This window comes from Pseudaquabacterium terrae (assembly GCF_013266755.1).
Lineage (GTDB): Bacteria > Pseudomonadota > Gammaproteobacteria > Burkholderiales > Burkholderiaceae_C > Pseudaquabacterium > Pseudaquabacterium terrae.
On sequence record NZ_JABRWJ010000013.1, the window covers coordinates 1 to 22510 of the forward strand.

22 protein-coding genes are annotated in these 22510 nt (G+C 69.1%); 9 read left to right on the plus strand and 13 right to left on the minus strand.

Translation table 11 applies throughout. The features are described 5' to 3' along the window. Window positions 1-118: 118 nt before the first annotated feature. Window positions 119-1087, minus strand: a complete 969-nt coding sequence (gene senB, locus HLB44_RS31995; protein WP_173133205.1) for a selenoneine biosynthesis selenosugar synthase SenB — start codon at window positions 1085-1087, stop codon at window positions 119-121. Window positions 1088-1117: 30 nt separating this feature from the next. Between senB and senA the strand changes: the two genes are divergently transcribed. Then, window positions 1118-2299, plus strand: a complete 1182-nt coding sequence (senA, locus tag HLB44_RS32000; RefSeq protein ID WP_173133208.1) for a selenoneine synthase SenA — start codon at window positions 1118-1120, stop codon at window positions 2297-2299. Here the strand turns inward: senA and HLB44_RS32005 are convergent. Further along, complete coding sequence (locus HLB44_RS32005) at window positions 2293-2847, minus strand: hypothetical protein (RefSeq protein ID WP_173133211.1); 555 nt, start codon at window positions 2845-2847, stop codon at window positions 2293-2295. The two genes, senA and HLB44_RS32005, sit on opposite strands and share 7 nt — an antisense overlap. A 69-nt stretch (window positions 2848-2916) precedes the next feature. Further along, entirely contained in the window at window positions 2917-3702 is a 786-nt protein-coding gene (locus HLB44_RS32010) for a sterol desaturase family protein (protein ID WP_173133214.1), read from the minus strand. Window positions 3703-3857: 155 nt separating this feature from the next. On the opposite strand from HLB44_RS32010, the gene HLB44_RS32015 reads away from it, so the two are divergent. The 7 genes from HLB44_RS32015 (at window position 3858) to HLB44_RS32045 (ending at window position 9721) form a co-directional block, all read left to right on the plus strand. Beyond that, window positions 3858-4919 carry a helix-turn-helix domain-containing protein gene (locus HLB44_RS32015; RefSeq protein WP_173133217.1) on the plus strand — a complete coding sequence of 354 codons (1062 nt, stop codon included), beginning with the start codon at window positions 3858-3860 and terminating at the stop codon, window positions 4917-4919. A gap of 68 nt (window positions 4920-4987) precedes the next feature. Next, window positions 4988-5641: an ArsR/SmtB family transcription factor gene (locus tag HLB44_RS32020; RefSeq protein WP_173133221.1), complete on the plus strand. Its 654-nt coding sequence runs from the start codon at window positions 4988-4990 to the stop codon at window positions 5639-5641. Window positions 5642-5657: 16 nt separating this feature from the next. Beyond that, a complete protein-coding gene (locus HLB44_RS32025; RefSeq protein WP_173133224.1) occupies window positions 5658-6413 on the plus strand; it encodes an MBL fold metallo-hydrolase in 756 nt (251 codons plus the stop codon). Between the two features lie 4 nt (window positions 6414-6417). Next, entirely contained in the window at window positions 6418-7701 is a 1284-nt protein-coding gene (locus HLB44_RS32030; RefSeq protein WP_173133227.1) for an MFS transporter, read from the plus strand. Between the two features lie 60 nt (window positions 7702-7761). Beyond that, the gene (locus tag HLB44_RS32035) at window positions 7762-8256 is read left to right on the plus strand and encodes an aminotransferase class V-fold PLP-dependent enzyme (protein WP_173133230.1); all 495 of its coding nucleotides are present in this window, start codon (window positions 7762-7764) and stop codon (window positions 8254-8256) included. A 193-nt stretch (window positions 8257-8449) separates the two neighbouring features. Further along, a complete protein-coding gene (locus tag HLB44_RS32040; protein WP_173133244.1) occupies window positions 8450-9247 on the plus strand; it encodes a PEP-CTERM sorting domain-containing protein in 798 nt (265 codons plus the stop codon). 126 nt (window positions 9248-9373) lie between these two features. Further along, window positions 9374-9721 carry a hypothetical protein gene (locus HLB44_RS32045; protein ID WP_173133247.1) on the plus strand — a complete coding sequence of 116 codons (348 nt, stop codon included), beginning with the start codon at window positions 9374-9376 and terminating at the stop codon, window positions 9719-9721. A 30-nt stretch (window positions 9722-9751) separates the two neighbouring features. On the opposite strand, the gene HLB44_RS32050 is transcribed toward HLB44_RS32045, so the two are convergent. Genes HLB44_RS32050 through HLB44_RS32065 form a run of 4 tightly spaced genes read right to left on the minus strand, consistent with a single transcriptional unit; the run spans window position 9752 to window position 16066 of the window. Continuing rightward, window positions 9752-10327, minus strand: coding sequence for a TetR/AcrR family transcriptional regulator (locus HLB44_RS32050; RefSeq protein ID WP_173133250.1), 576 nt, complete (start codon window positions 10325-10327; stop codon window positions 9752-9754). Between the two features lie 11 nt (window positions 10328-10338). Beyond that, the gene (locus HLB44_RS32055; RefSeq protein ID WP_173133253.1) at window positions 10339-13431 is read right to left on the minus strand and encodes an efflux RND transporter permease subunit; all 3093 of its coding nucleotides are present in this window, start codon (window positions 13429-13431) and stop codon (window positions 10339-10341) included. After that, the gene (locus tag HLB44_RS32060; RefSeq protein ID WP_173133256.1) at window positions 13428-14573 is read right to left on the minus strand and encodes an efflux RND transporter periplasmic adaptor subunit; all 1146 of its coding nucleotides are present in this window, start codon (window positions 14571-14573) and stop codon (window positions 13428-13430) included. The genes HLB44_RS32055 and HLB44_RS32060 overlap by 4 nt, the downstream gene beginning before the upstream one ends. Beyond that, window positions 14570-16066 carry an efflux transporter outer membrane subunit gene (locus tag HLB44_RS32065; protein ID WP_173133259.1) on the minus strand — a complete coding sequence of 499 codons (1497 nt, stop codon included), beginning with the start codon at window positions 16064-16066 and terminating at the stop codon, window positions 14570-14572. Before HLB44_RS32065 ends, HLB44_RS32060 begins: the two co-directional genes overlap by 4 nt. Before the next feature lie 151 nt (window positions 16067-16217). On the opposite strand from HLB44_RS32065, the gene HLB44_RS32070 reads away from it, so the two are divergent. Further along, window positions 16218-16790 (plus strand): TetR/AcrR family transcriptional regulator, encoded by a 573-nt coding sequence (locus HLB44_RS32070; protein ID WP_246312592.1) that lies wholly within the window; start codon window positions 16218-16220, stop codon window positions 16788-16790. 66 nt (window positions 16791-16856) lie between these two features. On the opposite strand, the gene HLB44_RS32075 is transcribed toward HLB44_RS32070, so the two are convergent. The 6 genes from HLB44_RS32075 to HLB44_RS32100 form a co-directional block, all read right to left on the minus strand. Then, window positions 16857-17624, minus strand: coding sequence for an enoyl-CoA hydratase (locus HLB44_RS32075; protein ID WP_173133265.1), 768 nt, complete (start codon window positions 17622-17624; stop codon window positions 16857-16859). Between the two features lie 30 nt (window positions 17625-17654). Then, on the minus strand, window positions 17655-18662 hold the full coding sequence (locus HLB44_RS32080; RefSeq protein WP_173133268.1) for an NAD(P)H-dependent flavin oxidoreductase: 1008 nt from the start codon (window positions 18660-18662) through the stop codon (window positions 17655-17657). Between the two features lie 20 nt (window positions 18663-18682). Beyond that, complete coding sequence (locus tag HLB44_RS32085; RefSeq protein ID WP_173133271.1) at window positions 18683-19414, minus strand: SDR family oxidoreductase; 732 nt, start codon at window positions 19412-19414, stop codon at window positions 18683-18685. An 80-nt stretch (window positions 19415-19494) separates the two neighbouring features. Continuing rightward, window positions 19495-20568 carry an AMP-binding protein gene (locus HLB44_RS32090; protein WP_173133274.1) on the minus strand — a complete coding sequence of 358 codons (1074 nt, stop codon included), beginning with the start codon at window positions 20566-20568 and terminating at the stop codon, window positions 19495-19497. Window position 20569: 1 nt separating this feature from the next. Next, the gene (locus tag HLB44_RS32095; RefSeq protein WP_173133277.1) at window positions 20570-21763 is read right to left on the minus strand and encodes an ABC transporter substrate-binding protein; all 1194 of its coding nucleotides are present in this window, start codon (window positions 21761-21763) and stop codon (window positions 20570-20572) included. Continuing rightward, window positions 21760-22509, minus strand: coding sequence for an ABC transporter ATP-binding protein (locus tag HLB44_RS32100; protein WP_173133279.1), 750 nt, complete (start codon window positions 22507-22509; stop codon window positions 21760-21762). The genes HLB44_RS32095 and HLB44_RS32100 overlap by 4 nt, the downstream gene beginning before the upstream one ends. Window position 22510 lies beyond the last annotated feature (1 nt).

Below are 22510 nucleotides of genomic sequence, written 5' to 3' on the forward strand. Positions count from 1 at the left end.
GTCACGCGCTCGATCTGATCAAGCAGATCCGGCCGTAGACAGAAACGCGAACCCAGATCTCACGCCAAGTGCCTGTGGCACAAGAACAAACTCGTTCGGCGGGTGCTGGAACTTCGGCCTAGCTTCCGGCCGCCAGCATGTCCGCCACGAGGCGCTGCACGGCAGCGGCTTCCCTTTCCGGCGCGAAGTCCTGCGCCCGCTCGGCGCACTGTCGGCGAAGCCGCGCGGCCCAGGCCGCATCCGCCTGAAATCGACGCAGTGCCGCCGCGAGGGTCTGCGCGTCGCCTGCTGGGAAATAGCCCTCATAGTCCTCGCCCAGCAGGCCCACGTTGCCATCGATGCGGCTGGCGATCACGGGCAGGCCGGCGCGCACGGCTTCGATGACCACATGCGCGCCGCCCTCCAGGCGGCTCATGTGCACGAGCGCCGTGGCACCGGCGATCGCGCTCAGCGTTTGATCGTGCGACAGGCCTCCCAACCACCGGTAATGCGGACAGTCGGACATCGTCTGCCGTGCGGCGTCGGCCAAGCCTGGGTCGAGCGCCGCTCCGATGTGGTCGATGTGCACTCGCTCTTTCGGGTCCAGCGACCGAGCAGCTTCCATCAGCGTCAGCGGGTCCTTCTCTGCGCGCAGATGTCCGACCGCGACGAACACCGGTGGCCGGTCGCCGGCGACCGCCGCGGGCACGCCGAGCGGTGCGGATTGCACGATCACCCGGGCCTTGGCACGTTGCGCTCCGCTCAGGCGCATCAGCCCCAGCGGCTGCAGGACGATGAGGTGGTCTGCAAGGTCGAGCGACCGCTGAGCTTGTGGGGACGTGGCGATGTCGCGATAGAGATCGGTGCCCGTGAGCACCAGTGCAATGGGCCCTCCGGGCCGGGCAGCACGGAAGCGCTCGATCGACGGCGCGGACTTCCGCGCATGCAGCGCAATCAGCGCATCGGCTGGCTCATCCACCCACTGCTGCGTCACGCTGGCCTGCACGGCGGGTTGCAGAAAGTCCCGCCATCTGGCGGCCGTGTACCAGTTGCCGTTGTTGTCGGCAGCGGCGGCCGGTGAGACGATGATCACGCCAGGTCGGACCATGGAGCGATCTTGTCACGTGTTAGCGAAGCGATGAACGCACGTCGCCTTGCCGGGCCTGCGCTGGCCGCTGCGTTGCGCGACAGCCGGCAGCGGCTGCGGCGCCTCGTCGACGATCTCGACGAGTCGCAGTGGCGCATCCCACACCAGGCGGGTATCAATCCGATCGCCTGGGAGCTCGGTCACGTCGCGTGGTTTGCCGAGTTCTGGACCCAGCGCGGCCCGCACCTCGTTGGCAGCGACGGCTTCGTACACGCCGCGCGGCCCGCCCGAATCGCCGGTCCCGACGAGACCTTCGATTCGGCACGATTGCCTCATGCGCAGCGGTGGGACCTTCCCACGCCAGAGCGCGCCGAGCTGTTCGCGCGCCTCGAGGCTCAGCTCGCCGAAACGATCGCCGCGATGCCCACGGGTGACAGCGACGCCGCGCTGTACTTCCACCGCCTCGCGCTGCTGCATGAGGACATGCATGCCGAGGCGTTCTGCTGGCTGCGGGCGACGCTGGGCTACCCGGCGCCGGAAGGTGCGCGTTTGCGAGCATTGCGTGGCGAGGGAGTGATCCGCCTTGACCGAGCAAGCACGTCCCTGGGCTACGTGGCGGACGAAGCGGGTTTCGCGTTCGACAACGAGCGACCCTCGATGGCCGTGCAGCTGGAGCCTTTCGAGATCGACAGCCGTTGCGTGACGGCGGGTGAGTTCTGTCGGTTCGTGAACGCGGGTGGCTACGACGATCCCGACCACTGGCCCGGTGATGCCGGTCTCTGGCGCCGCCAAGCGGCGCGCTCGCATCCGGCTCGCTGGCGGCTGGCAGCGCCAGGCGGCGAATGGCAGCAGCGATGGTTCGACCGCTGGTCGCCGCTCGATCCGAATCAGCCGGTGGTCCACGTCAGTGCCTACGAAGCGCAGGCCTACTGTCGCTGGGTCGGCCGGCGGCTTCCCACGGCGGCCGAGTGGGGGCACGCGGCGGCGACGCTGCCGGCTGACGCCTTCGACTGGGGCGACAGCGTCTGGGAGTGGACGGCTTCCCCCTTCCTGCCGTATCCAGGCTTCGTCGTTGGGCCCTACAAGGACTATTCGGCGCCGTGGTTCGGCGATCACCGCGAACTGCGAGGCGGCGCGTTCGCGACCCACCCACGCCTGCAGGATCGGCGCTACCGAAACTTCTTCCGTCCCGAGCGCTGCGACATCTTCGCGGGATTCCGAACGGCTCACTGAGCAGGCCGCATCCGCTTCAGCTGCGTGCGGCTGTAAACCTGGAAGGGCTTGCCCGGCGGCGCCAGCTCGAAAGTCTCGACGAACTCGTCGTCGCCGGTGAACTCGTAGGTCTCGCGCGCCTTCCAGGCGTTGTTGAAGTTCTCGAAGACCTCGCTCTCGAACACCAGCAGCGCGGCGCCCGGCTCGGACACCTGGCGGTAGGTATTGACGAAACCCTCGATGTGGAAGTGCCGCAGCACCAGCACCTTGCGCGCCTTGTCGTGGCTGAACATGCCGGTGTGCTCGTGCACTTCTCCTGCCTTGTTGCGCTCCTGCGGCGGGTAGGTCGACATGTTCGTCTCGTGGACGAAGCGGCCGCGCAGCACCTGGGCGTAGCGCCGCGACACGCTGGCCGTGCCGGCCTGGCCCTCGGTCGTACCCACCCAGTCGCCGAGCAGTCGCTGGATCGGCCGCCAAGGGTCGGCCGGCCGGTCCTGCGCCTGGCCGCACAGCGGCAACGCGGCGAGGACACAGGCCAGCGACAGGACGAGCAGGCGTAGCAGCTTCATCGTGCAGTCCCCGGGATGGCGTCGGTGAACGCCAGTATGCGGCGCGCCTGCCGGTCTGCAGCCGGCGCATCACATGCCGGCCCGGCGAAGCCACTCATCAAGCCGCTGGCGGTATTCGGGATGCTCCGTGCCGCCCAGGCGGTCCCACCACGTGAAGTACAGCCCCCGGTTGAAGCGGCCGTCGGCATGGTGCATGTCGTGATGCAGCGTCGTCGTCAGCCAGCGTCCCCACCAGCCGGCGAGCCAGGCGCGCGGCATCAGGTCGACGCCGGCATGTCCGAGCACGTTGCGCACGATCATGTGCACCAGGAAGATGCCGATCACCGACGGATGCAACGGCAGCACGGTCAACACGAGCGGCAGGAACACCGCCTGGACCACGGCCTCGGCCGGCGCGAAGCTGTAGGCCGCCCACGGCGTCGGCGCCACCGATTGATGGTGGGTGCGATGGGCCCAGCGGAACACCCGGCGCTGGTGCAGCAGCCGGTGGGTCCAATAGAACCAGGCGTCGTGCAGCACGATCAACGCGGCGAGGCTTGCGATCAGGTAGGGCCAGCCATGGTCAGCAACGTCCTGGTACATGCGCAGCACGCCCGCCTGGACGCCGGCGACCATCAGCGCGCCGACGACCGAGAAGATCAGCACCGTGGACATCGAGAACAGGAACTCGCGGCGCGGCTGGCCGGCCGCGGGTTCGCGCGTGCTCACCCGGCGGCTGGCCACCCAGTCGGCGGGCAGCAGCACCAGCACCCCGGCCAGCGTGGCGGCCGGCAACAGATAGCGCAGGAAGTCGACCAGCAGGATGCCCATCAGGGCATCGAGGCCGAACGCGTGAGTGAGGCAGACGGCAGGCATCGCAGTGCTTTCGTTGATGAGATGCCTGCACCCTAGGAACGGGCGCGCCGCACGTCGCGCCGGTTTGCTGCAGAAGCACGCCGTTTGTTGAAATCGCGCAGGCATTGCAGGATTCGGCAAGACTGCGAAGCGCCGCATCAACCATCGTCCGCCCGATGCCGATTGCCCCTGTCCTCGTCCTGCGTGCGCTCGCCATCGGCGTGGCGCTGGCACTCGCAGTCGCGCTGCTGCGGGCGCCGGCGCGGGCGCGCCGGGTCCTGCTGCCCTTGCTGCTCTGCGTGATGGCCTACCTCTTGCGCGCGGCGCCGGAAATGGCGCAGGCCCCTGTTGCCGTGCTGCTGCCCCTGTCGATCGGTGCGCTGGGCTTTCCGGTGGCGTTCTGGTGGCTGGTGCGCAACGGGTTCGAGGACAAGGCGGATGTGCCGCCGCTGGCCTGGGTGGCCGCCGGGTCGTTGCTGCTCACGGGGCTGATGCGGACGTCGCTGCTGCCGGGGGCTGCGCAAGCGGTGCCGAAGCTGGTCGCCGCGGGTTTCGTGCTGCTGGCCCTGTGGCGGCTGTGGGCCACGCGCAGCGGGGACCTGGTGGCGAGCCGGCGCAAGCTGCGCGGCTGGCTGCTCGGCTACATCGGGCTTCATGGCCTGGCGGTGCTGATGGTCGAGCTTCAACTGCAAGGCACGGCGGCACCGGCGTGGCTGGATAGTCTCAACGTCGCGGTGATCCTGGCCGGCTTGCTGGTCGGCGCGGCCTGCCTGACCGGGGCCGATACGCGCGCGCTCGACACCTTGTTCGGCACAGAGGCCTCAGCGCAGGACAAGCCGGCGCCCGCCATGGAACCGCGGGCCGAGGCCGATGGGACGGATGCGCACCTCCTGCAGCGCCTGGAGCAGCTGATGACGGTGGACTGCCTCTACCGCGATCCCGAGCTGACGCTGGCCGGCCTCGCCCAGCGCCTGGGGCTGCCCGAGTACCGGCTGCGCGAGCTGATCAATCGCCAACTGGGCTACCGCAACTTCGCAGCCTTCATCAACGAACATCGCCTGCTCGAAGTCGAGCAACGCCTCGCCGATCCGGCCTGCGACCGCCGTCCGATCCTGACGCTGGCGCTGGAGGCCGGCTTCGGCTCGATCGGGCCTTTCAACCGCAGCTTCAAGGATCGGCAGGGCATCACGCCACGCGCATTCCGCGAGCAGCGCAGGGCGGCACCGCAGACCGATTGAGCAGCGCGGCGCGATGCCGCCGCAAGGTGTGCTTGCGCAAACGATCTAATGATCGTTAGACTATCGGCATGAGAGAAATCAAGGACCGGCTGTACGAACAGGTCGCGCGCATCGGAAAGGCCGTGGCGAGCCCGAAGCGCCTGGAGCTGATCGAGCTGCTGTGTCAGGGCGAGAAGAGCGTCGAGCTGCTGGCGGCGCAGGCGGAGATCAGCGTCAAGCTGGCCAGCGCCCACCTGCGCGAGCTGCGCCTGGCGCGCCTGGTCGATACCCGCAAGGCCGGCAAGTACGTGGTCTACCGCCTGGCCAGCGACAGCGTGGCCGACCTGTGGGTCTCGCTGCGGGCGCAGGCCGAAGAGCGCCTGGTGGAGCTGCAGGTCGCGCTGTCGGACCTGGTGTCGCAAGGCGGCGAGCTCGAAGGCATCGATCGCAAGACCATGCTGAAGAAGGCGGCCGCCGGCGAGCTGCTGGTGCTGGATGTCCGGCCGGCCGAGGAATACGCCGTCGCCCACCTGCCGCATGCGCGCTCGCTGCCGGTGGACGAGCTGAAGAAGCGCCTCGCCGAGCTGCCGAAGGACATGCCGCTGGTCGCCTATTGCCGCGGCCCGTTCTGCCTGATGGCCAAGAGCGCGGTGGACCTGCTGCGCAAGCGCGGCTACCAGGCCTTTCATCTGAGCGATGGGGTCGCCGAATGGCGCGCCCGGGGCCTGCCCGTCACTACCTGAGCTCGAGGAGATAACGATGTTCTTCCGACAACGCGCGGCCGAGCACGCCACGCTGTCCTACCTGTTCGGCTGCGCCGGCATCGGCAAGGCCGTGGCCGTCGACGTGGTGGCCGGAGACGAGGACTGGTTCGTCGCTGAGGCGGCGCGCATCGGCGTGCCGATCTCGTACGTCATCGACACCCACGTGCATGCCGACCACCACTCCGGCGGCCTCGCGCTGGCGCGCCGCACCGGCGCGCCGTATGCGCTGCACGAGAGCAACCGCGGCCGCGTCGGCTTCGAATTCATGCCGCTGGCCGACGGCCAGCGCCTCGATGTCGGCAACGTCGTGGTCGACGTGCTGCACACCCCTGGCCACACCCCCGACAGCGTGTGCCTGCTGGTGCGCGACCTGCGCCGCGGCGACGAGCCCTGGTTCGTGATCACCGGCGACACGCTGTTCGTCGGCGCTGTCGGCCGGCCGGACCTGGCCGGGCACGAACGCGAGATGGCGGCCCAGCTGCACGACAGTCTGCACGCCAGGCTGCTGCAGCTGCCCGTGGACCTCGAGATCTACCCGGGCCACCAGCCCGGCAGCGCTTGCGGTGCCGGCCTGTCGGGCAAGCCCGCATCGACGATCGGCTTCGAGCGGCGGTTCAACCCGATGCTCAAGTTGCCGCGCGATGTCTTCATCGAAGCGCTTGTCGCCGACATCCCGCCGAAGCAGCCCGGCAGCGATGACATCGTCGCCGCCAACCTGCGCGGCGCGCTGCCTGCAGCCGCGGCGGCTTGAGACCATGCAGTTCGGCCTGCGCGCCAACCTCGGCCAGGTGCTGCAGCAGTTGCTGCAGGTGCTGCTGGTCGGCATGACGATCGGCATGATGCGCAACGTCGTGCCGGCGCGGGCCGAGTCCGAGTTCGGCGTGCCGCGCGGCTCGTTCATGCTGCTGGTGGCGTTCGTCGTCGCCTTCGGCTTCGGCAAGGGCGCGATGAACTTCGTCGCCGGCCGGCTGGCCGAGCGCATCGGCCGCCGCCGCGTGCTGCTGATCGGCTGGCTGGTGGCGCTGCCGATCCCGGTGCTCGTGTACTTCGCGCCGTCGTGGTCCTGGATCGTCGCGGCGACGGTGCTTCTGGGCATCAACCAGGGCCTGACCTGGTCGATGACGCAGACCGCCAAGCTCGACCTCACGCGCGCCGACCAGCGCGGCCTGGTGATCGGCTTGAACGAGTTTGCGGGCTACGTCGGCATGGCGATCGCCGCGGTGGTGACGGGTTACGCAGCGGCGCTGATGGGCCCGCGCGAGAGCCTGCTGTGGTTCGGCGCGGCGGTGATCGGACTGGCCACGCTGCTGAGCTGGCTGGTCGTGGCCGAGACCCTGCCGTGGGCGCAGGCCGAGGTGAAGGCTCCCGCGGCCACGACATCGCTGCGGCCACGTTATCCGAAAGGCGTCAGCCCGCGGCCGGGCACGGCCGAGGTATTCGCGCTGATGAGCTGGAAGGACCGTCGCATGGCCGCGCTGTGCCAGGCCGGCATGGTCGAGAAGTTCGTCGACGCGCTGGTCTGGGCCTTCTGGCCGGTCTACCTGCACCAGCGGGGCGTGAGCCTGGCGGGCATCGGGTGGATCGTCGGCCTCTATGGCTTCACCTGGGGCGGCGCGCAGTTCTTCACCGGCCGGCTCTCCGATCACATCGGGCGTCATCGCCTCAATGCGGCCGGCATGGGGGTGTGCGGCGCCGGCGTGGCGCTGCTGCCGCTGGGCAGCGGCATGGGGTGGTGGGGCGCATCGGCGGCGGTGGCCGGCCTCGGCATGGCGATGCTGTATCCCAACCTGAGCGCCGCGGTGGCCGACATTGCCCACCCGAACTGGCGCGCATCGGCGATCGGCATCTACCGCTTCTGGCGCGACCTGGGCTACGGCATCGGGGCGCTCGGGCTGGGTGCAGCGGCTGCCGTCGGTGGGCAGATCGAAACCGCGTTCTGGTTCGTCGCGGCGGCGATGTTGCTGTCGGGCGCGGCGCTCCACCACTGGGGCGAAGAGACACATCCGCGACTGAACCCGGCGCAGCCGGCACACCCATGAACCGACCGATCTACCTGGACCACAACGCGACCACGCCCGTGCACCCGGACGTGCTCGTATGTGCGCAAGGGCACGTCGATAGCGTCCATACTGCACGGCGCCGACCAGGAGCGCGGCCTGCGCCCGGGAACCGAGAACGTGGCGCTGATCGTGGCGCTGGGCGCCGCGGCCAGGTTGGCGCAGGAAGCGCTGCCCGGACTGACCGACACGCTGCTGCAGCGCCGCGATCGATTGCATCGGCTGCTCGCCGATGCCATCCCCAGCCTGCAGCTGAACGGGCACCCGGACCATCGGCTGCCCAACACCTTGCACCTGTCCTTTCCCGGCGTCAGCGGTCGCGCACTGCTGCAGGAAGCGGCCGGGGTGGCCGCGTCGCTGGGTTCGGCGTGCCACTCGGCGAGCGATGCCGTCAGCGGCGTGCTGGCGGCGATGCAGGTCGATGCCGCCCATGCGGCCGGATCGGTGCGCCTCTCGGTCGGGCGCGCGACCTCCGAGGATGAGGTCGCGCACGCGGCCGCTGCGCTCGTGCAAGCCTGGCGGCAGCTCGCGGCGTAACCGGGCGCGGCTTGTCCGCACGCAGCACATGAACTGTCGGTCCACTTGACACCTCGGCCTGCCCCACCCGCCGCCGGCGCGGACCATTGCGCTGCTTCCTTCCTCTGTGGAGCCTGGTGCCGTTCGTTCATGGAGCGCAACTTGCTTGGTATCGGCCGCACATCGTCGATGCACTACGGGAGCCGTCATGGGGTTGTCAACACTGCACTCGCGTATCGCGGCCTGCCTCCTGGCCGGGATCGGGGTTCTGTTCTCCACCAGCCCCGCGTCGGCGGCGGCCGTCTACACGAGCTCCGCACGGTCGACCTTCACGCTCATTGCCCCGCCGGGGTTCACCGTCACCGATCATCTCCCGTCGACGAGCACGGTGGCCACGGGCACCGCCACGGCGGCTGTGACCAAGCACCTGCGCTCCGCAGACGGCATTCATCCGGCCACGGTCGACGCCGGGGTCACGGGCTCGGCAACATACCCGCCCGATTCGTCCTCCATGGCGGCCGTGCAGAGCGGCCATCACTTCATCGTGCCGCGCGTCGATGCCGACGGCCCGCTGCCGACGGTCGAGATTGACTTCATCTACGAGATCTTCTGGGAAACCGACCTCTCGATCACGAGGCCCGGCTTCGAATTTGCCTCCGGCGGAGCGTATTTCGCCCTCAGCGGATTTCGTGACGGGATCACAGAGCTGACCCTCGATGCCGGTTTCCCTGGAAGCATCGTCACCGGTACGTTCCCGGACGGATCCGACGGATGGGAGTTCAACCCGAAGTACGTCGAGTTCGATGGCTCACCCGTGCACGAGAGCCACTCCCTCACGATCACCGGCACGATCACCGTGTTCTCAGGCAGGTTCGGCGCCTTCAGCGTGATCACCGACGCGGCCGGCAGCGCGGTGTCGATTCCCGAGCCTTCCACTGCCTGGCTGCTGATTGCCGCGCTTCCCCTGTTCTGGCGAGCGAGACGTTCCGCGGGCGCGGTGCGGAACCGTTAGTCGGATCTGCCAGCGCCTGCGCCGGAAAACCTGTCGACGTCAACACCGGCACGTTGCTAGCCCCCCCATCGCGATCTTCCGGCCACCATTCGCGCCGGCACGTTTCGCGATGACCTGTACTACCGGTTGAAGGTCATCAGTCTGAAGATCCCGACGCTGCGCGAACGACAGGGTGACATCCTGCCGCTGGCCGAATCGCTGCTCGACAAGCATGCCGCCGAATCCGGCCGCAGCGCGCCGCGATTGCTGCTCGACGTGCGGCACTCCTCCGCCGCCCCGATCAACCCAACTCCCGCACCAATGCCTGCGGTCGCGCCCGTGACGATGGCCACGGGTCGCTGTGTCTGTTCTATCGACATTTCGATTTCACTTTCCATTGAAGTTTGGCTGGGGGCGGACTCGCGCCGTCGTGCAAACTGCGACTGGAGAGCCGCGTATCAAGCGCGATATGAGGAACGTCATATTCGAGGCTGAGCGAGGACCAGATCTGAGGACCGGCGCCGCTCAACCGCCGGTCAGACCCTTGAATGCCGCGTCCAGCATCGATTGCGAGAGACTCGGATCGTCGACGGCGCGCGCCAGCACGAGGGCGCCCACCATCGTGGCCGTGGTCGCGAATGCGTGCTCTCGACAGCCGGGCTGGCCCAGGATGGGGGAGTGGCGCCCCACCAGGTCAATCAATTGCTTGATGCGGCGCGTAGCCGCATGCCGAACTTCCGGGGCCTGACGGGGAATCTCCGAGCCCAGAGCGGCAATCGGACAGCCGGTTTCAGCGGATTCGAGATGCGTCCTGGAAACGTAGGTCTTCACCAAGGTGCGAAAGGCCTCTTTAGGCCCCGCCGATGCAGCGCGTTGTTCCAGCGCCGCCACGCTTTCGGCGCCCGCCCGATCCGCGGCTTCGGCCAGCATCGCCTCGCGAGAGTCAAAGTGGGCGTAGAAGCCGCCGTGCGTCAGGCCGGCCTCTTTCATGATGCCGGCAATTGCCGCACCGTCATAGCCACTGCGCCGGATGGCGCGGGCAGCAGCTTCGAGGATTCGCTCATGGGAAACCTCCTTGCGGCTTGGCGTTGTCCTTCTCATGTTTGCTGGCCTCAGACGATGGCCGCGGTCGGCGCGGTGGCCGGCGTCGGCGCGGGGCTTTCGCGCCGGACGCGAAACCAGGTGGCGTACAGCGCCGGCACGAAAACGAGGGTCAGCGCCGTGGCCACGACGAGGCCGCCCATGATCGAGATGGCCATCGGTCCCCAGAAGACGCTGCGTGTCAGCGGGATCATCGCCAGCACCGCGGCGGCCGCCGTCAGCACCACGGGGCGCGATCGCCGCACGGTGGCATCGACGATGGCAACCCACGGTGCGACGCCGCGCGCAATGTCCTGATCGATCTGGTCGACGAGGATGATCGAGTTGCGCATGATCATTCCGCCCAGCGCAATCACGCCCAGCAGCGCGACGAAGCCGAACGGCGCCTGGAACAGCAGCAGCGCCGGCACCACGCCGATCAGTGCCAGCGGGCCGGTCAGGAACACCATGGCCAGCCGCGAAAAGCTCTGCAGCTGGATCATCAGCAGCGTCAGCATCACCGCGAACATGGCCGGGAACACCGCGAACAGCGCCTGGTTGGCCTTGTCGCTCTCCTCGATGGCGCCGCCTTCCTCGATGCGGTAACCCGAGGGCAGGTTGTCGACGATGGATTGCAGCGACGGCCGAATCTGCGCCGTGGCGTCCGGCCCCTGCACGCCGTCGACGACGTCGCTGCGCACGGTGAGCGCCATGTCGCGGTTGCGCCGCCACAGCACCGGCTCCTCGAAGCCGGGCTCCACGCGCGCGACCTGGGACAGCGGCACGGTCACGCCGCTGCGCGTGAACAGCTGCAGGTCGCCCAGGCCGATGCTTTTGCGCTCGTCGGGCGTGGCCCGCACGATCACATCCACGAGCTCCTCGCCGCGGCGGATCTGCGTCACGTGGGCGCCGTCCAGCGTGGTCTGCACGAGGCCCTGGATGTCGGCGGTGGACAGGCCCAGGAGCCGAGCCTTGTCCTGGTCGACGTGGACCTGTACCGAGCGAACCTGCTCGTTCCAGTCCAACTGGGTGTCACGCACCAGCGGGCTCTGGCGCACGGCGTCACGCACCCGGTAGGCGATCTCCCGTACCCGGGCCTTGTCGGGGCCGATGACGCGGAACTGGACCGGGAAGCCCACCGGCGGGCCGAACTCGAGACGCAGCACGCGCGCCTTGACGTCGGGCAGGACTTCGTCCCGGTCGAACAGGCCCATCAGCCGCGCACGTACCCGTTCCCGCTCTTCGATGCCCGCCGTCTTGATGACGAACTGCGCGAACCCCGGGTTGGGTAGTTCCGGCTGCACCGACAGGTAGAAGCGCGGTGTGCCCGCACCGGTGTAGGCGGTGAAGAACTCGATGTCCGGGTCCTTCGCCAGCAGCACCTCGAGCCGCTTGACCTGGCGCTCGGTGGCGGCGAACGACGCACCCTCGCGCAGCCGCAGTTCGACCAGCAGCTCCGGCCGCGATGCCGTGGGGAAGAACTGCTGCTGGACCATCAGCATGCCGGCGCCCGCGATGCCGAAGGCCAGCACGGTCGCGCCCAGCACCCAGGCGCGGTGCTGTACCGCCCCGTCGATGAGGGCGCGCAGCCGGCGGTAGAGGGGCCGGTCGTAGACATCGTGGTGCATGCTGGCCGCCAGGTTCTTCGGCAGCAGCAGGACGCCGAGATAAGGCGTGAAGACAACGGCCACCACCCACGACAGGATGAGCGCCAGCCCCACGACCCAGAAAATGCCGCCCGCGTACTCGCCGGCGATCGACTTCGCAAAACCCACCGGCATGAACCCTGCGGCCGTGACCAGTGTGCCGCTCAGCATCGGAAACGCCGTGGACGTGTAGGCATATGAGGCGGCACGCAGGCGGTCCCAACCCTCCTCGAGCTTCACCACCATCATCTCCACAGCGATGATGGCGTCGTCGACCAACAGGCCCAGCGCGATGATCAATGCGCCCAGCGAAATGCGGTCCAGGTTCCAGCCGGCGGCGACCATCACGGCCGCCACCAGCCCGAGCACCAGCGGCACCGAAGCGGCCACCACGATGCCGGTGCGCCAGCCCAGGAACAGAAAGGACACCGCCAGCACGATCGCCAGCGCTTCCAGGAACGAGCGCTCGAACTCCCAGACTGACTCCGCCACCACGCGCGGCTGATCCGCGTACTGCTGGATCTCCACGCCGGCCGGCAGCTCCTGCCGCACTTGCGCGAGCCGCTGTTCGAGCGCGCGCCCGAGGTCCAGCACGTTGCCTTCGCGCTGCATGGTCACGCCGATGGCCAGCACCGGCACGCCGTTGTGGCGGATGGTCAAGCTCGGCGGCTCCTCGGTGCCGGAGCGCACGGTGGCGATGTCCGCCAGTCGCAGCAGTTGGCCGCCCACTTCGAGCGTCACGTTGGCGACGTCCGCGGCACTGCGCAGTCCACCGTCCACCCGCACCTGGACACGGTCGTGCGTGGCGTCGGCCGAACCGGCCGGGGCCACCAGGTTCTGGCGCGCCAGCGCGTCGAACACCGCCGTGGGCGGGATGCCGAGTGCGGCCAGCCGCCGGGTGGACAGCTCCACGAACACGCGCTCGGCCTGCTTGCCCAGCACGTCGACCTTCGCGACGCCAGCCACGCCCTGGATGCGCCGCTTCACGTCTTCGGTAACGACCAACAGCTCGGCCATCGACAGCCCGGGCGCGCTCACCGCGTAGAGCACGCTGTAGATGTCATTGAACTCGTCATTGAAGAACGGCCCGCGCACGCCGTCGGGGAACTCCTGCCGCGCGTCGCCGATCTTCTTGCGCGCCTGGTACCAGGCGTTCTCCAGGTCCGCCTTGCTGGTACCGCCCTTCATCCACAGCGTGATGCCGCCGTAACCCTGGCGAGCAAAGCTTCGCACGTACTCGAAGTGCTCCAGCTCCTGCAGCCTGCGCTCGATGCGGTTGAGCACCTGGTCCTGCACGTCCTGTGCCGTGGCGCCGGGCCACACGACGATGGCCGTCATCGTCGGGGCGGTGAAGTTGGGATCCTCCAGGCGCCCCAGCCGGCTGAAAGAGATGCCGCCGACGATGAGCGTCACGATGATCAGGAACAGCACCATCGGCTGATGCGTGACCGCCCATTCCGAGAGGTTGAAGCGCTTCATGAGCGGCTCTTGGCGACGCGGGTGGGCCCGCCGTCGGGCGTGCGTTCTGGCGTGCGTTCGATGGCGCGCACGGTGATGCCGGCATCGAGCTTCTGTGCACCGACGCTGACCACGCGGCTGCCCGCGGCCAGGCCGGTGACGTGCACCGAGGCGTCGTCGATGGCCACCACCTGGACGGGTGTGAAGACCAGGCCCGTCTCCTTGCCGTCCAACACCCACACGCCTGCCGATCCGCTGGCCTTCACCAGCGCGGTGACCGGCAGCACCGCGGCCGCCGGCCCGGCGGGTTGTCTAGACAGGTTCAACTGCATGGTGCTGCCCAGGGGCAGGTCGGCGACCAGGGCGCGCGATTCCGGGGCCGCGGCGTAGCGCACGCGGAAGGTCCGGCCCTGCGCGCTGGCCACGGGAGAGAGCTCACGCAGCACCAGCCGCAGTGAAGAATTCGTGTCGCGCCAGGGCGTGGCCGTGGCCACGAGCGTGCGCACACGGCCCACCCACTCCTCCGGAAGCTCAGCGACGATCTCGCGCTCGCCCTCTCGGGCCAACGACAGCACGGTCTGGCCTTCGGCCACCACCTGGCCACGCTCGAAGCGCAGCGCGGTGATCACGCCGGCATAGGGCGCCACCAGCGTGGTGTAGCTATGCCGATTGCGTGCCAGGTCGAGGTGGCGGCGCGCCTGCTCCAGCCGGGCCGCGGCCGCGTCGGCGCGCGCCTTCTGGCGCTCGTGGTCGGCACTGCCCACCGAACCGTCGGCCAGCAGGCGGCGCAAGCGCGCCTCGTCCGACGCGGCCTGCTGCGCGTCGACCGACGCCGCCTGCGCCTGGTCGGCAGCGGCACTCATGGCCAACTGGTGGTCGGCCGGATCCAGTCGCGCGAGTGCCTGGCCGGCCTTCACGACGTCGCCGACCTCGACCAGCCGGTCCACCACCTTGCCGCCAGTGCGGAAACCCAAGTCGGTTTCGACACGGGCTCGGATGACCGCGGTGAACGAGCGCGTTTGCGAGGACGCGGTATCGACCACCGTGGTCACGAAGACCGGCTTGACGATGGGGGCAGGGGCGGGAGGTTCGCTGCAAGCGGTCAGCAGGACGCCGGCGGCGGCGATGGCCAGGAGGGAGACGGCGGGAAAAGTCCTGTTCACTGGGGCGTCCTCTCGGCAAGGGAAGTCATGGCAGTGCCGGCTCGGGCCGGCGCGAAGCCGCCGCCCAGCGCCTTGTAGAGCTGCACGTCGGCCAGCACCTGCTGAAGGCGGCTGTCCGACAGCGCGAGTTCGCTGGACAGCACCGATCGCTGCACGTCCAGCAGCACCAGCAGGTCGATCTGCCCTTCACGCTGCAGCGAGTGCGCGCGCTGCAGCGAGCGGCGGCGGTGGTCGACGGTGCTGGCCAGCGCAGCGGCGCGCTCGGCCTCCTGGGCGCGCACGAGCAGGCTGTCCTCGACCTCCTGCACGGCGACCAGCACGGCCTTCTGCCAGACCAGCAACGCCTCCTCGGCCCGCGCCGACTGCGCGCGGATGCCGGCGTCGATGCGGCCGGCGTTGAAGACCGGCGCGGCAAACGCCAGCGCAACGTTCGAGAAGTGCACCGGCGCGAGATCCAGCGCGTTCAGGCGCAGATCCTGGCGGCCGAGCAGGGCGCTCAGGAAGAGCTTGGGCCACCATTGCGCTCGCGCCTCGGCGCCGCGCAGCGTCTCGGCCGCGACGCGCGCCTCGGCAGCGATCAGGTCGGGCCGGCGCCTCAGGAGTTCGCTGGGCTGGCCGGTGCCGATCTCGCGCGCGGCAGGCCATGCAAACCCTGCGTTATCACCGACGACGCGCGCCGACGGGCTGCGGCCCAACAGCACGGCCAGCCGCGTCTGCGAGATGCCGGCCAGCATCCGCAGCGGCGGCAGCTGCGCGTCGAGCGCATCGGCCTCGGCGCGCGCGCGGTCCAGGTCGAAGGCGCTGGCCTCGCCTTCGCGCAGGCGGCTGCCGACGCGAACTGCCGTCTCGCGCTGGGCCGCGGCGAGGTCTTGCACGATGCGCAGTCGCTGCTCGGCGCCACGCAGCAAGAAGTACTGCCGCGCCACCTCGCTGGCCACCAGCAGCCGTGCGCCTTCCACACCGGCCGCTGCGGCGGCGGCTTCGGCCTGCGCCGCGTCGCGCGCCGCACGCACGCCACCCGCCAGGTCGATCTCCCAGGCCACGTCGACGCCGGCGCGCAGTGCACGTGTGTCGGGCATGCCTTGCTTGACCGGTGAGGGAAGTCCGCTGTCGCTGCGCGAGGCCGACGCCTGCACGCCCACGGTGGGCCACAGACGAGAACCCTGGGCATCGCTGCCCGCGCGCGCCTGCGCGACGCGTTGCAGGGCGATTGCCACATCCTGGTTGGCGATCAAGGACTGCTCGACCAGTGTTGTCAGCGTCGGATCGTCGTAGCCGGCCCACCACGCGCCATCAGAGACTTGGACGGCAGCGGCTGCGGGACCGGCTTGCGCGAATGCCGCGGCCAGCGGCACCGAGGCCGCCGGAGGCTGTATCGGCGGCGCCGCGCAGGCAGACAAGATGGCCAGCGCCGTGGTGGCCGCCGCGAGGCAGATGGGCCGGGCGCCGGAGTGGGGATCGCGGTGTACGGCGGGCGGGATGAAGGGCTTCATATACTGTACTTGAGCGTCCACTAAGTGTAGTGGAACATAATGGACTGTCAAGTACAGAAAGCAGCCGATGCCCCCAACCGAGGACGATGTCGCGCCCCTGCCGCCGCCCCGGCGCGGCCGACCGCGCGACCCCGAGCGCTGCCGGCGCATCATGGAAGCGGCGCGCAGCCACTTCTATGCGCATGGTCTGGAGCGGGCCAGCGTCGATGCCATCGCCGCCGAAGCCGGCGTCTCGAAGATGACCATCTACAGCCACTTCGCTTCGAAGGAGGGCCTGTTCGAGGCGGTGGTTCGCGAACGCACCGATCGCGTGATGGGCGGGCTGGCCGGCGTCGAAGCGCTGGACCCGGAGCAGCCGCAGAAGGCGCTGCTGGCCATCGGAGAGCAGTTCCTCACGCTGGCGCGTGAGGAGCAAACGCTGGGGAAATTTCGCTCGCTCTACGGCGCCGCCGCGACGCAGCGCGAGGCGTGCCTTGCTTTCTACAGGCAGGGAGCCGACAGGCTGATCAGCGACCTGGCCGCTTATCTGCGCCGCGCTCATGCGCAGGGCACGCTGCAGGTACGGCACCCGCGTCAGGCGGCAGACTTGTTCCTGTCGATGTTCCTTGGCGATGGCCACATCCGCGGGCTGCTGATGCTCGACATGCCCGATGCGCGGGAGAACAGGGCGCTGCTGCGGGAGGCGGTGCGGGTGTTCATCGCGGCCTACGCCAGGGTCACGTGAAGGCGCGGGGCGCGGTCGGAAGTCGATCCCCCCCGCGCCGGTGTTCGGGATGGCAATGCCTGCGTCTCACTGACGCGACCCATCTGGTGGCCGGCGCCGAGCGAATGCCGTGAATGCCTCGCGCGCCTCCGAACTCTGCAGCCGTCGTGCGAAGACTTCGTTCTCCCGCTCCATTCGCGCCACGAGCGTTTCGGGGTCCCGCATGAGCTTCTTGGTGGCAAGCAATGCACCGGCCGGCTGCTTGGCAATACGGTCCGCGACTTGTCGCGCCTCCTCGTGAAGCGCCTGCAATGGCACGCACCGACTTGCGAGTCCCCAGGCCACGGCCTCGGTCGCACGGACAGGCTCGCCGAGCGCAAACATCTTGAACGCGCGAAGGTGGCCTACGAGAGCGGGCATCAACTGGCTGGACCCGGCCTCCGGCACCAAGGCCAGGTTCACGAACGGAGTCATGAGCACTGCGTTCTCCGCGAGGAGGACGTAGTCGCAGTGAAGGAGCATCGTCGTGCCCACGCCGACCGCGTGACCTTGTACCGCCGCCACCAACGGTCGAGTTGCCGTGACCAACGCACGAAGGAATCGCAGAACCTGCGGCTCCTTGGGGCCGGAACCGGCTGCTTGGGCAGCGAACTCCGCAATGTCGTTGCCTGCCGTGAACGTCTCACCGAGCGCGCGGAACACGATCACCCGAATCGAGGGATCGCTCTCCGCGCCTTCGATCGCGTCGGCCAGCGCGGCGTACATGTCGTTCGACAAGGCGTTCTTCTTGTCGACTCTGGCCAAGGTGAGGGTCAGAACGCCCGCCCTCAGATCCGTCTGCACATGCTCGCTCATCGCTCTTCTGCTCCGTAGTGGCCGTGCATGTCAGGCAAGGAGTTCGGCTTCGCGTTGCGCGTGCGGCTCCAGCATCTCGGCCATGCGCGAGCGGATGATCCGGCGCGCGTCGGCCATGATGCGGTCGATCAGCTCTTTCACGCTCGGGATGTCGTGAATGAGGCCGGCGACCATGCCGCAGCTCCAGGCGCCGGCGTCCATCTCGCCGCCGACCATCACCTTGGGGTAGACGCCGGCCACCTGCTCGTAGACATCGGAGATCTGCAGCGCCTCGCCTTTCTCGCGCTCGATCTCCAGCAGCCTGTCGACCCCCGCGTTCTTCAGCACGCGCTCGGTGTTGCGAAGAGGGCGCATCACCAGGCGCGTGTCGAGCTCGGTGGCCTCGACGATGGCCCGCTTGACGTTCTCGTGCACGGGTGCCTCCTTGGTAGCGACGAACCGCGTACCCATGTTGATGCCGTCGGCGCCCAGTGCGAGCGCTGCCACGAGGCTGCGCGCGTCGGCCATGCCGCCCGAGGCGACGAACGGGATCGACAACTCGTCGGCCGCCCGCGGCAGCAGGATCATGTTCGGGATGTCGTCCTCGCCGGGATGGCCGCCGCACTCGAAGCCGTCGACGCTGACGGCGTCGCAGCCGATCTGCTGCGCCTTCAGTGCGTGCCGTACGGAGGTGCATTTGTGGATGACCTTGATGCCGGCGGCCTTCAGCCCGGGCATGTACGCCTGCGGGCTGCGCCCCGCCGTCTCGACGATGCGCACCCCGCCTTCGGCGATCGCCTGGATGTACTCGGCATACGGGGGCTCCGAGAAGGTCGGCAGGAAGGTGAGGTTCACGCCGATCGGCTGGTCGGTCATCGAGCGGCAGCGCGAGATCTCCCGGGCCAGCAGCTCGGGCGTCTTTTGCGTCAGGGCCGTGATGATGCCGAGCCCTCCGGCGTTGGAGACGGCGGCCGCCAGCTCGGCGAAGCCGACGTAGTGCATGCCGCCCTGGATGATCGGGTGGCGGATGCCGAACAGCTTTGTGATGCGGGTTTGCATTTGGTCTTGGTCCTTGTCGTTCAGAAGCGTTCCATGTAGGGCCGCAGGTCGAGCTCGTGGGTCCAGGCGTCGCGCGGTTGCGTGTGCAGGTACCAGTAGTTCTCGGCGATGTGATCGGGGTCGAGGATGCCGTCCTGGTCCTTCAGCGCGTAGCGCTCGGGGAAGCTGGTGCGGATGAATTCGGTGTCGATCGCGCCGTCGACAACGATGTGCCCGACGTGGATGTTCTTCGGACCGAGCTCGCGCGCCATCGACTGCGCCAGCGCGCGCAGCGCGTGCTTGGCGCCGGCGAATGCCGCGAAGTTGGCCGCGCCGCGCAGGCCCGCCGTTGCGCCGGTGAAGAGGATCGTGCCCCGGCCGCGCGCGACCATGCGCCGCGCGACCTCTCGTGCGTTGAGGAAGCCCGAGAGGCAAGCCATCTCCCAGATCTTGAAGTACTTGCGCGCCGTTTCCTCGAGGATGCTGCACGGCACGTTGGCGCCGATGTTGAAGACGAGGACCTCGATCGGGCCGATCTCCGACTCGATCTTCTCGATCAGCGCCACCACTTCCTCTTCCTTGCGCGCATCCGAGCCGAAGCCTTGGGCGGTGCCACCTGCGTTGCGGATCTGCTCGAGCAGCGGCTCGAGCTTGGCGGCCTCGCGGCGCGTCACGCAGGCCACGTAGCCCTCCTTCGCGAAGCGTCGCGCGATGGCGCCTCCGGTGGCGTCGCCGGCGCCGATGACGAGCGCCACCTTCTTTGTCGATTCCATGGATTGCATCTCCTTTAATAAACGATCGTTCATTCACAATACGACGACGAGCGACGCCTGTCAAGCGCGCCCGTGTGGTGTCAGGCGGCAGGGCGCGACAGCAGCGGTATGTCGAGTGCGCGGTACCACGCGGCCACGTGCGACTCGACGTCGCCCGGGACGACGATGGCCATGCGCATGCGCTGCAGCCCGAGCGAGCGGCTCACACGGCGCAGCAGGGCACGCCTCCACCAGCCGCGGCGCGTGGCGGCCAGGGCGCGGGCGTACGAGCGCCTTGCCCGCGGCGGCGCGTCGTTCATCGCCTGCTCCACCCGGTCGTGCAAGCGCGCCCAGAAGCGTGCCGGCGCGCGCACCATGTGCGGCGCCGCCTCGGCCAGGTCGTTGAACACGGTCGACGAGCTCTCCGGAAAGTGCACCAGGACGCCGAGGGCCAGCATCGCCGCCAGCACGGCCACGCGCTCGCCGACCTGCATCAGCGGCTCGAAGGACAACACGTGGTCGCCGGAATCGAGCTTCATCCACTCGAGCGCCGACCACAACCGCACGAGCAGCTCGCCCTGGGTCACCGGCACCGCCGTTCCAGCGCCCGGCGCGAACAGTGCGATCGCGTCGTCCCGACCTTGGTCGATCCGCTCGTCGAAAAGGCGAGGGTGCTCGCGCGCGAGCCGAGTGCCGCTCGCGAGCCAGTCGTCGTAACGCACGATGCGGTCGTGCTCCGCCGCATGAAGGCCGTGCGACTCGAACGCGACCACCTGGCGCAACTGGAGGTCCGCGGCGTCGCTGCTGCGCACCTTGGCCAGTTGTTCGACCGTGTCGACAAAGACGATGCGCGCCGCGCTGCGCTGCAGCGCCAGCCCGGCCTCGGCCGCCGTCGCATGCGGCTCGATGCCGTGCACGATGCCGCCGAGGGCCTGCGCCGCGAGCTCGACGACCAGCCACTCGGGGCGGTTCTCGGCGAGCACGGCCACCACGTCGCCGGGACCCACGCCGGCGGCGGACATGGCCATCGCGATGGCGCGGGCATCCTCGAAGAACTGCCGCCACGACACCGTCGACCAGATGCCGCGCTGCTTGTAGCGCATCGCGGCGCGATCGCCTTGCTCGGCGCAGCGCTTCCGCCACAACTGCGGCAGGGTCGAAAAGTCGCGCGCCATGTCAGGACACGCCCTTGCTCGGATCGAGCACCGGCGAGCGCGGCACCCAGACACCCTCGACGACCTGCTCGACGCGCGTCCATTCCGGGCCGATGTGGTTGTCGACGAAGCGCTGGGTGTCGTAGGACGCCAGGCCCTTGAAGCTCGACGTCTGCAGCGCCTTGACGAGCTTGTCGGTCGTGACGTCCCGTCCGGCCCGGGTCAGCTCCTGCACGAACCAGCTCGCGTAGTCGTAGAAGGCCACCGAGATGTCGTCCGGCTCGCTGCCGAAGCGCTTGCGGTAGCTGTCGTAGAAGGACTTGAGCGCACCGGTGGCGTGTCGCGGCAAGGTGATGCCCCAGGTGCCGCAGCCGTACATCCCCTCCACGGCCTGCTTGCCGAGCGCGACCGTCAGCCCGGCCCGCCCGGGGCTGGCCGTGAGCACGTTGACGCCGGCGAGGCCGAGCTTCTTCACCTCCGCCGCGACGGCGATGGTCTCGCGGGTGGTCGTGGCGGTGACGATCAGGTCGGCCTTGGCTGCCTGCATGCGCGACACCTGCGACGACAGGTCGATGTCGCCGACCTTGTAGCTCGCTTCGGCCACCAGCGGCAGATTGCGCGCGGCGAGCGCGGCCTTGACGCCACGGGTCACCAGGTCGCCGAACGCGCCTTCCTGGTAGACGATGCCGACGCGGCGGCTGCCCAGATGCTCCACCGCCCAGCGCACGGCGGCGGAGGTCGTCGAGTCATAGTGCAGGTTGGTCGTGAACAGCAGCGGCGTGGTGCCTGCGGCCTGGCGCACGAGGGCGGAGGCGGCATAGGGCCCGAACGTGACCACACCCGCGTCGGCGACCTTCTTCGCCGTGGCCACGCACGGCCCGGAGCCGAACGGGCACAGCATCGCGAAGATCTCGTCCTTGCGCAGCAGCTTGTCGACCGCGCGCACGGCCTGCGGCGGCTGGCTGGCGTTGTCCTCGATCACCAGCCGGAGCTTGCGGCCGTGGATGCCGCCGGCGTCGTTCGCCTCGTCGATGCGCATCTGGATGCCGTTGCGGATGAACGGCATCGCGACCGCCACGGGTCCGGACAGGTCGAGATGCGTACCGAGCACGATCTCCTTGTCGGAGACGCCGGCGGCGAGCGAGCGGGAACTCCACACCGCAGGGGCGGCGATGGCGGCAGTGGCCTTGAGGATCGAGCGGCGGTTCAGGCTCATGCGAGTCTCCGTGGCGAGGTGGGCGGCGACGAAGCGCCGAGGTAGAAGTCCTTGATGTCGGCGCGCTGGCGCAGCGCCTCGCAGGAGGCCGAGGCGGCGACGCGTCCGAGCTCGAGCACGTAGCCGTGGTCGGCGGTGTTCAGCGCGATGGAAGCGTTCTGCTCGACCACGAGCACGGCGATGCCGGCCTGCTCCCGGATGCGCCTGACGATGGCGAACACTTCCTTGGTGAACAGCGGCGACAGCCCGAGCGACGGCTCATCGAGCAGCAGCAGGCGCGGCTTGGCCATGTAGGCACGGCCGATGGCCAGCATCTGCTGCTCGCCACCGGAGAGCTGCCCGGCCGGTTGCCGATGGCGCTCCTGCAGGCGCGGGAACCACTCGTAGATCTGGTCGACGTCGCGCCGCACCGCGGGGTCACTGCGGCGGGCGAAGGCGCCCATCGCGAGGTTCTCCGACACGCTGAGGAACGGAAAGACCTGCCGCCCCTCGGGCACGAGGACGACGCCACTGCGGCAGACGGCATCGGCATCGAGGCCGCCGATCTCCTCGCCGTCGAGCCGGATGCTGCCCTTGTGCGGCGACACCACCCCGGCGATGGTGTTGAGCAGCGTCGTCTTGCCGGCACCGTTGGCGCCGAGCACCGTCACGATCTGGCCCGCGTGCACCTCCAGGCCGACGCCGTGGAGGGCTCGCACCGGGCCGTACCAGGTCTCGACGTCGCGCACTGACAGCAGCGTGGTCATG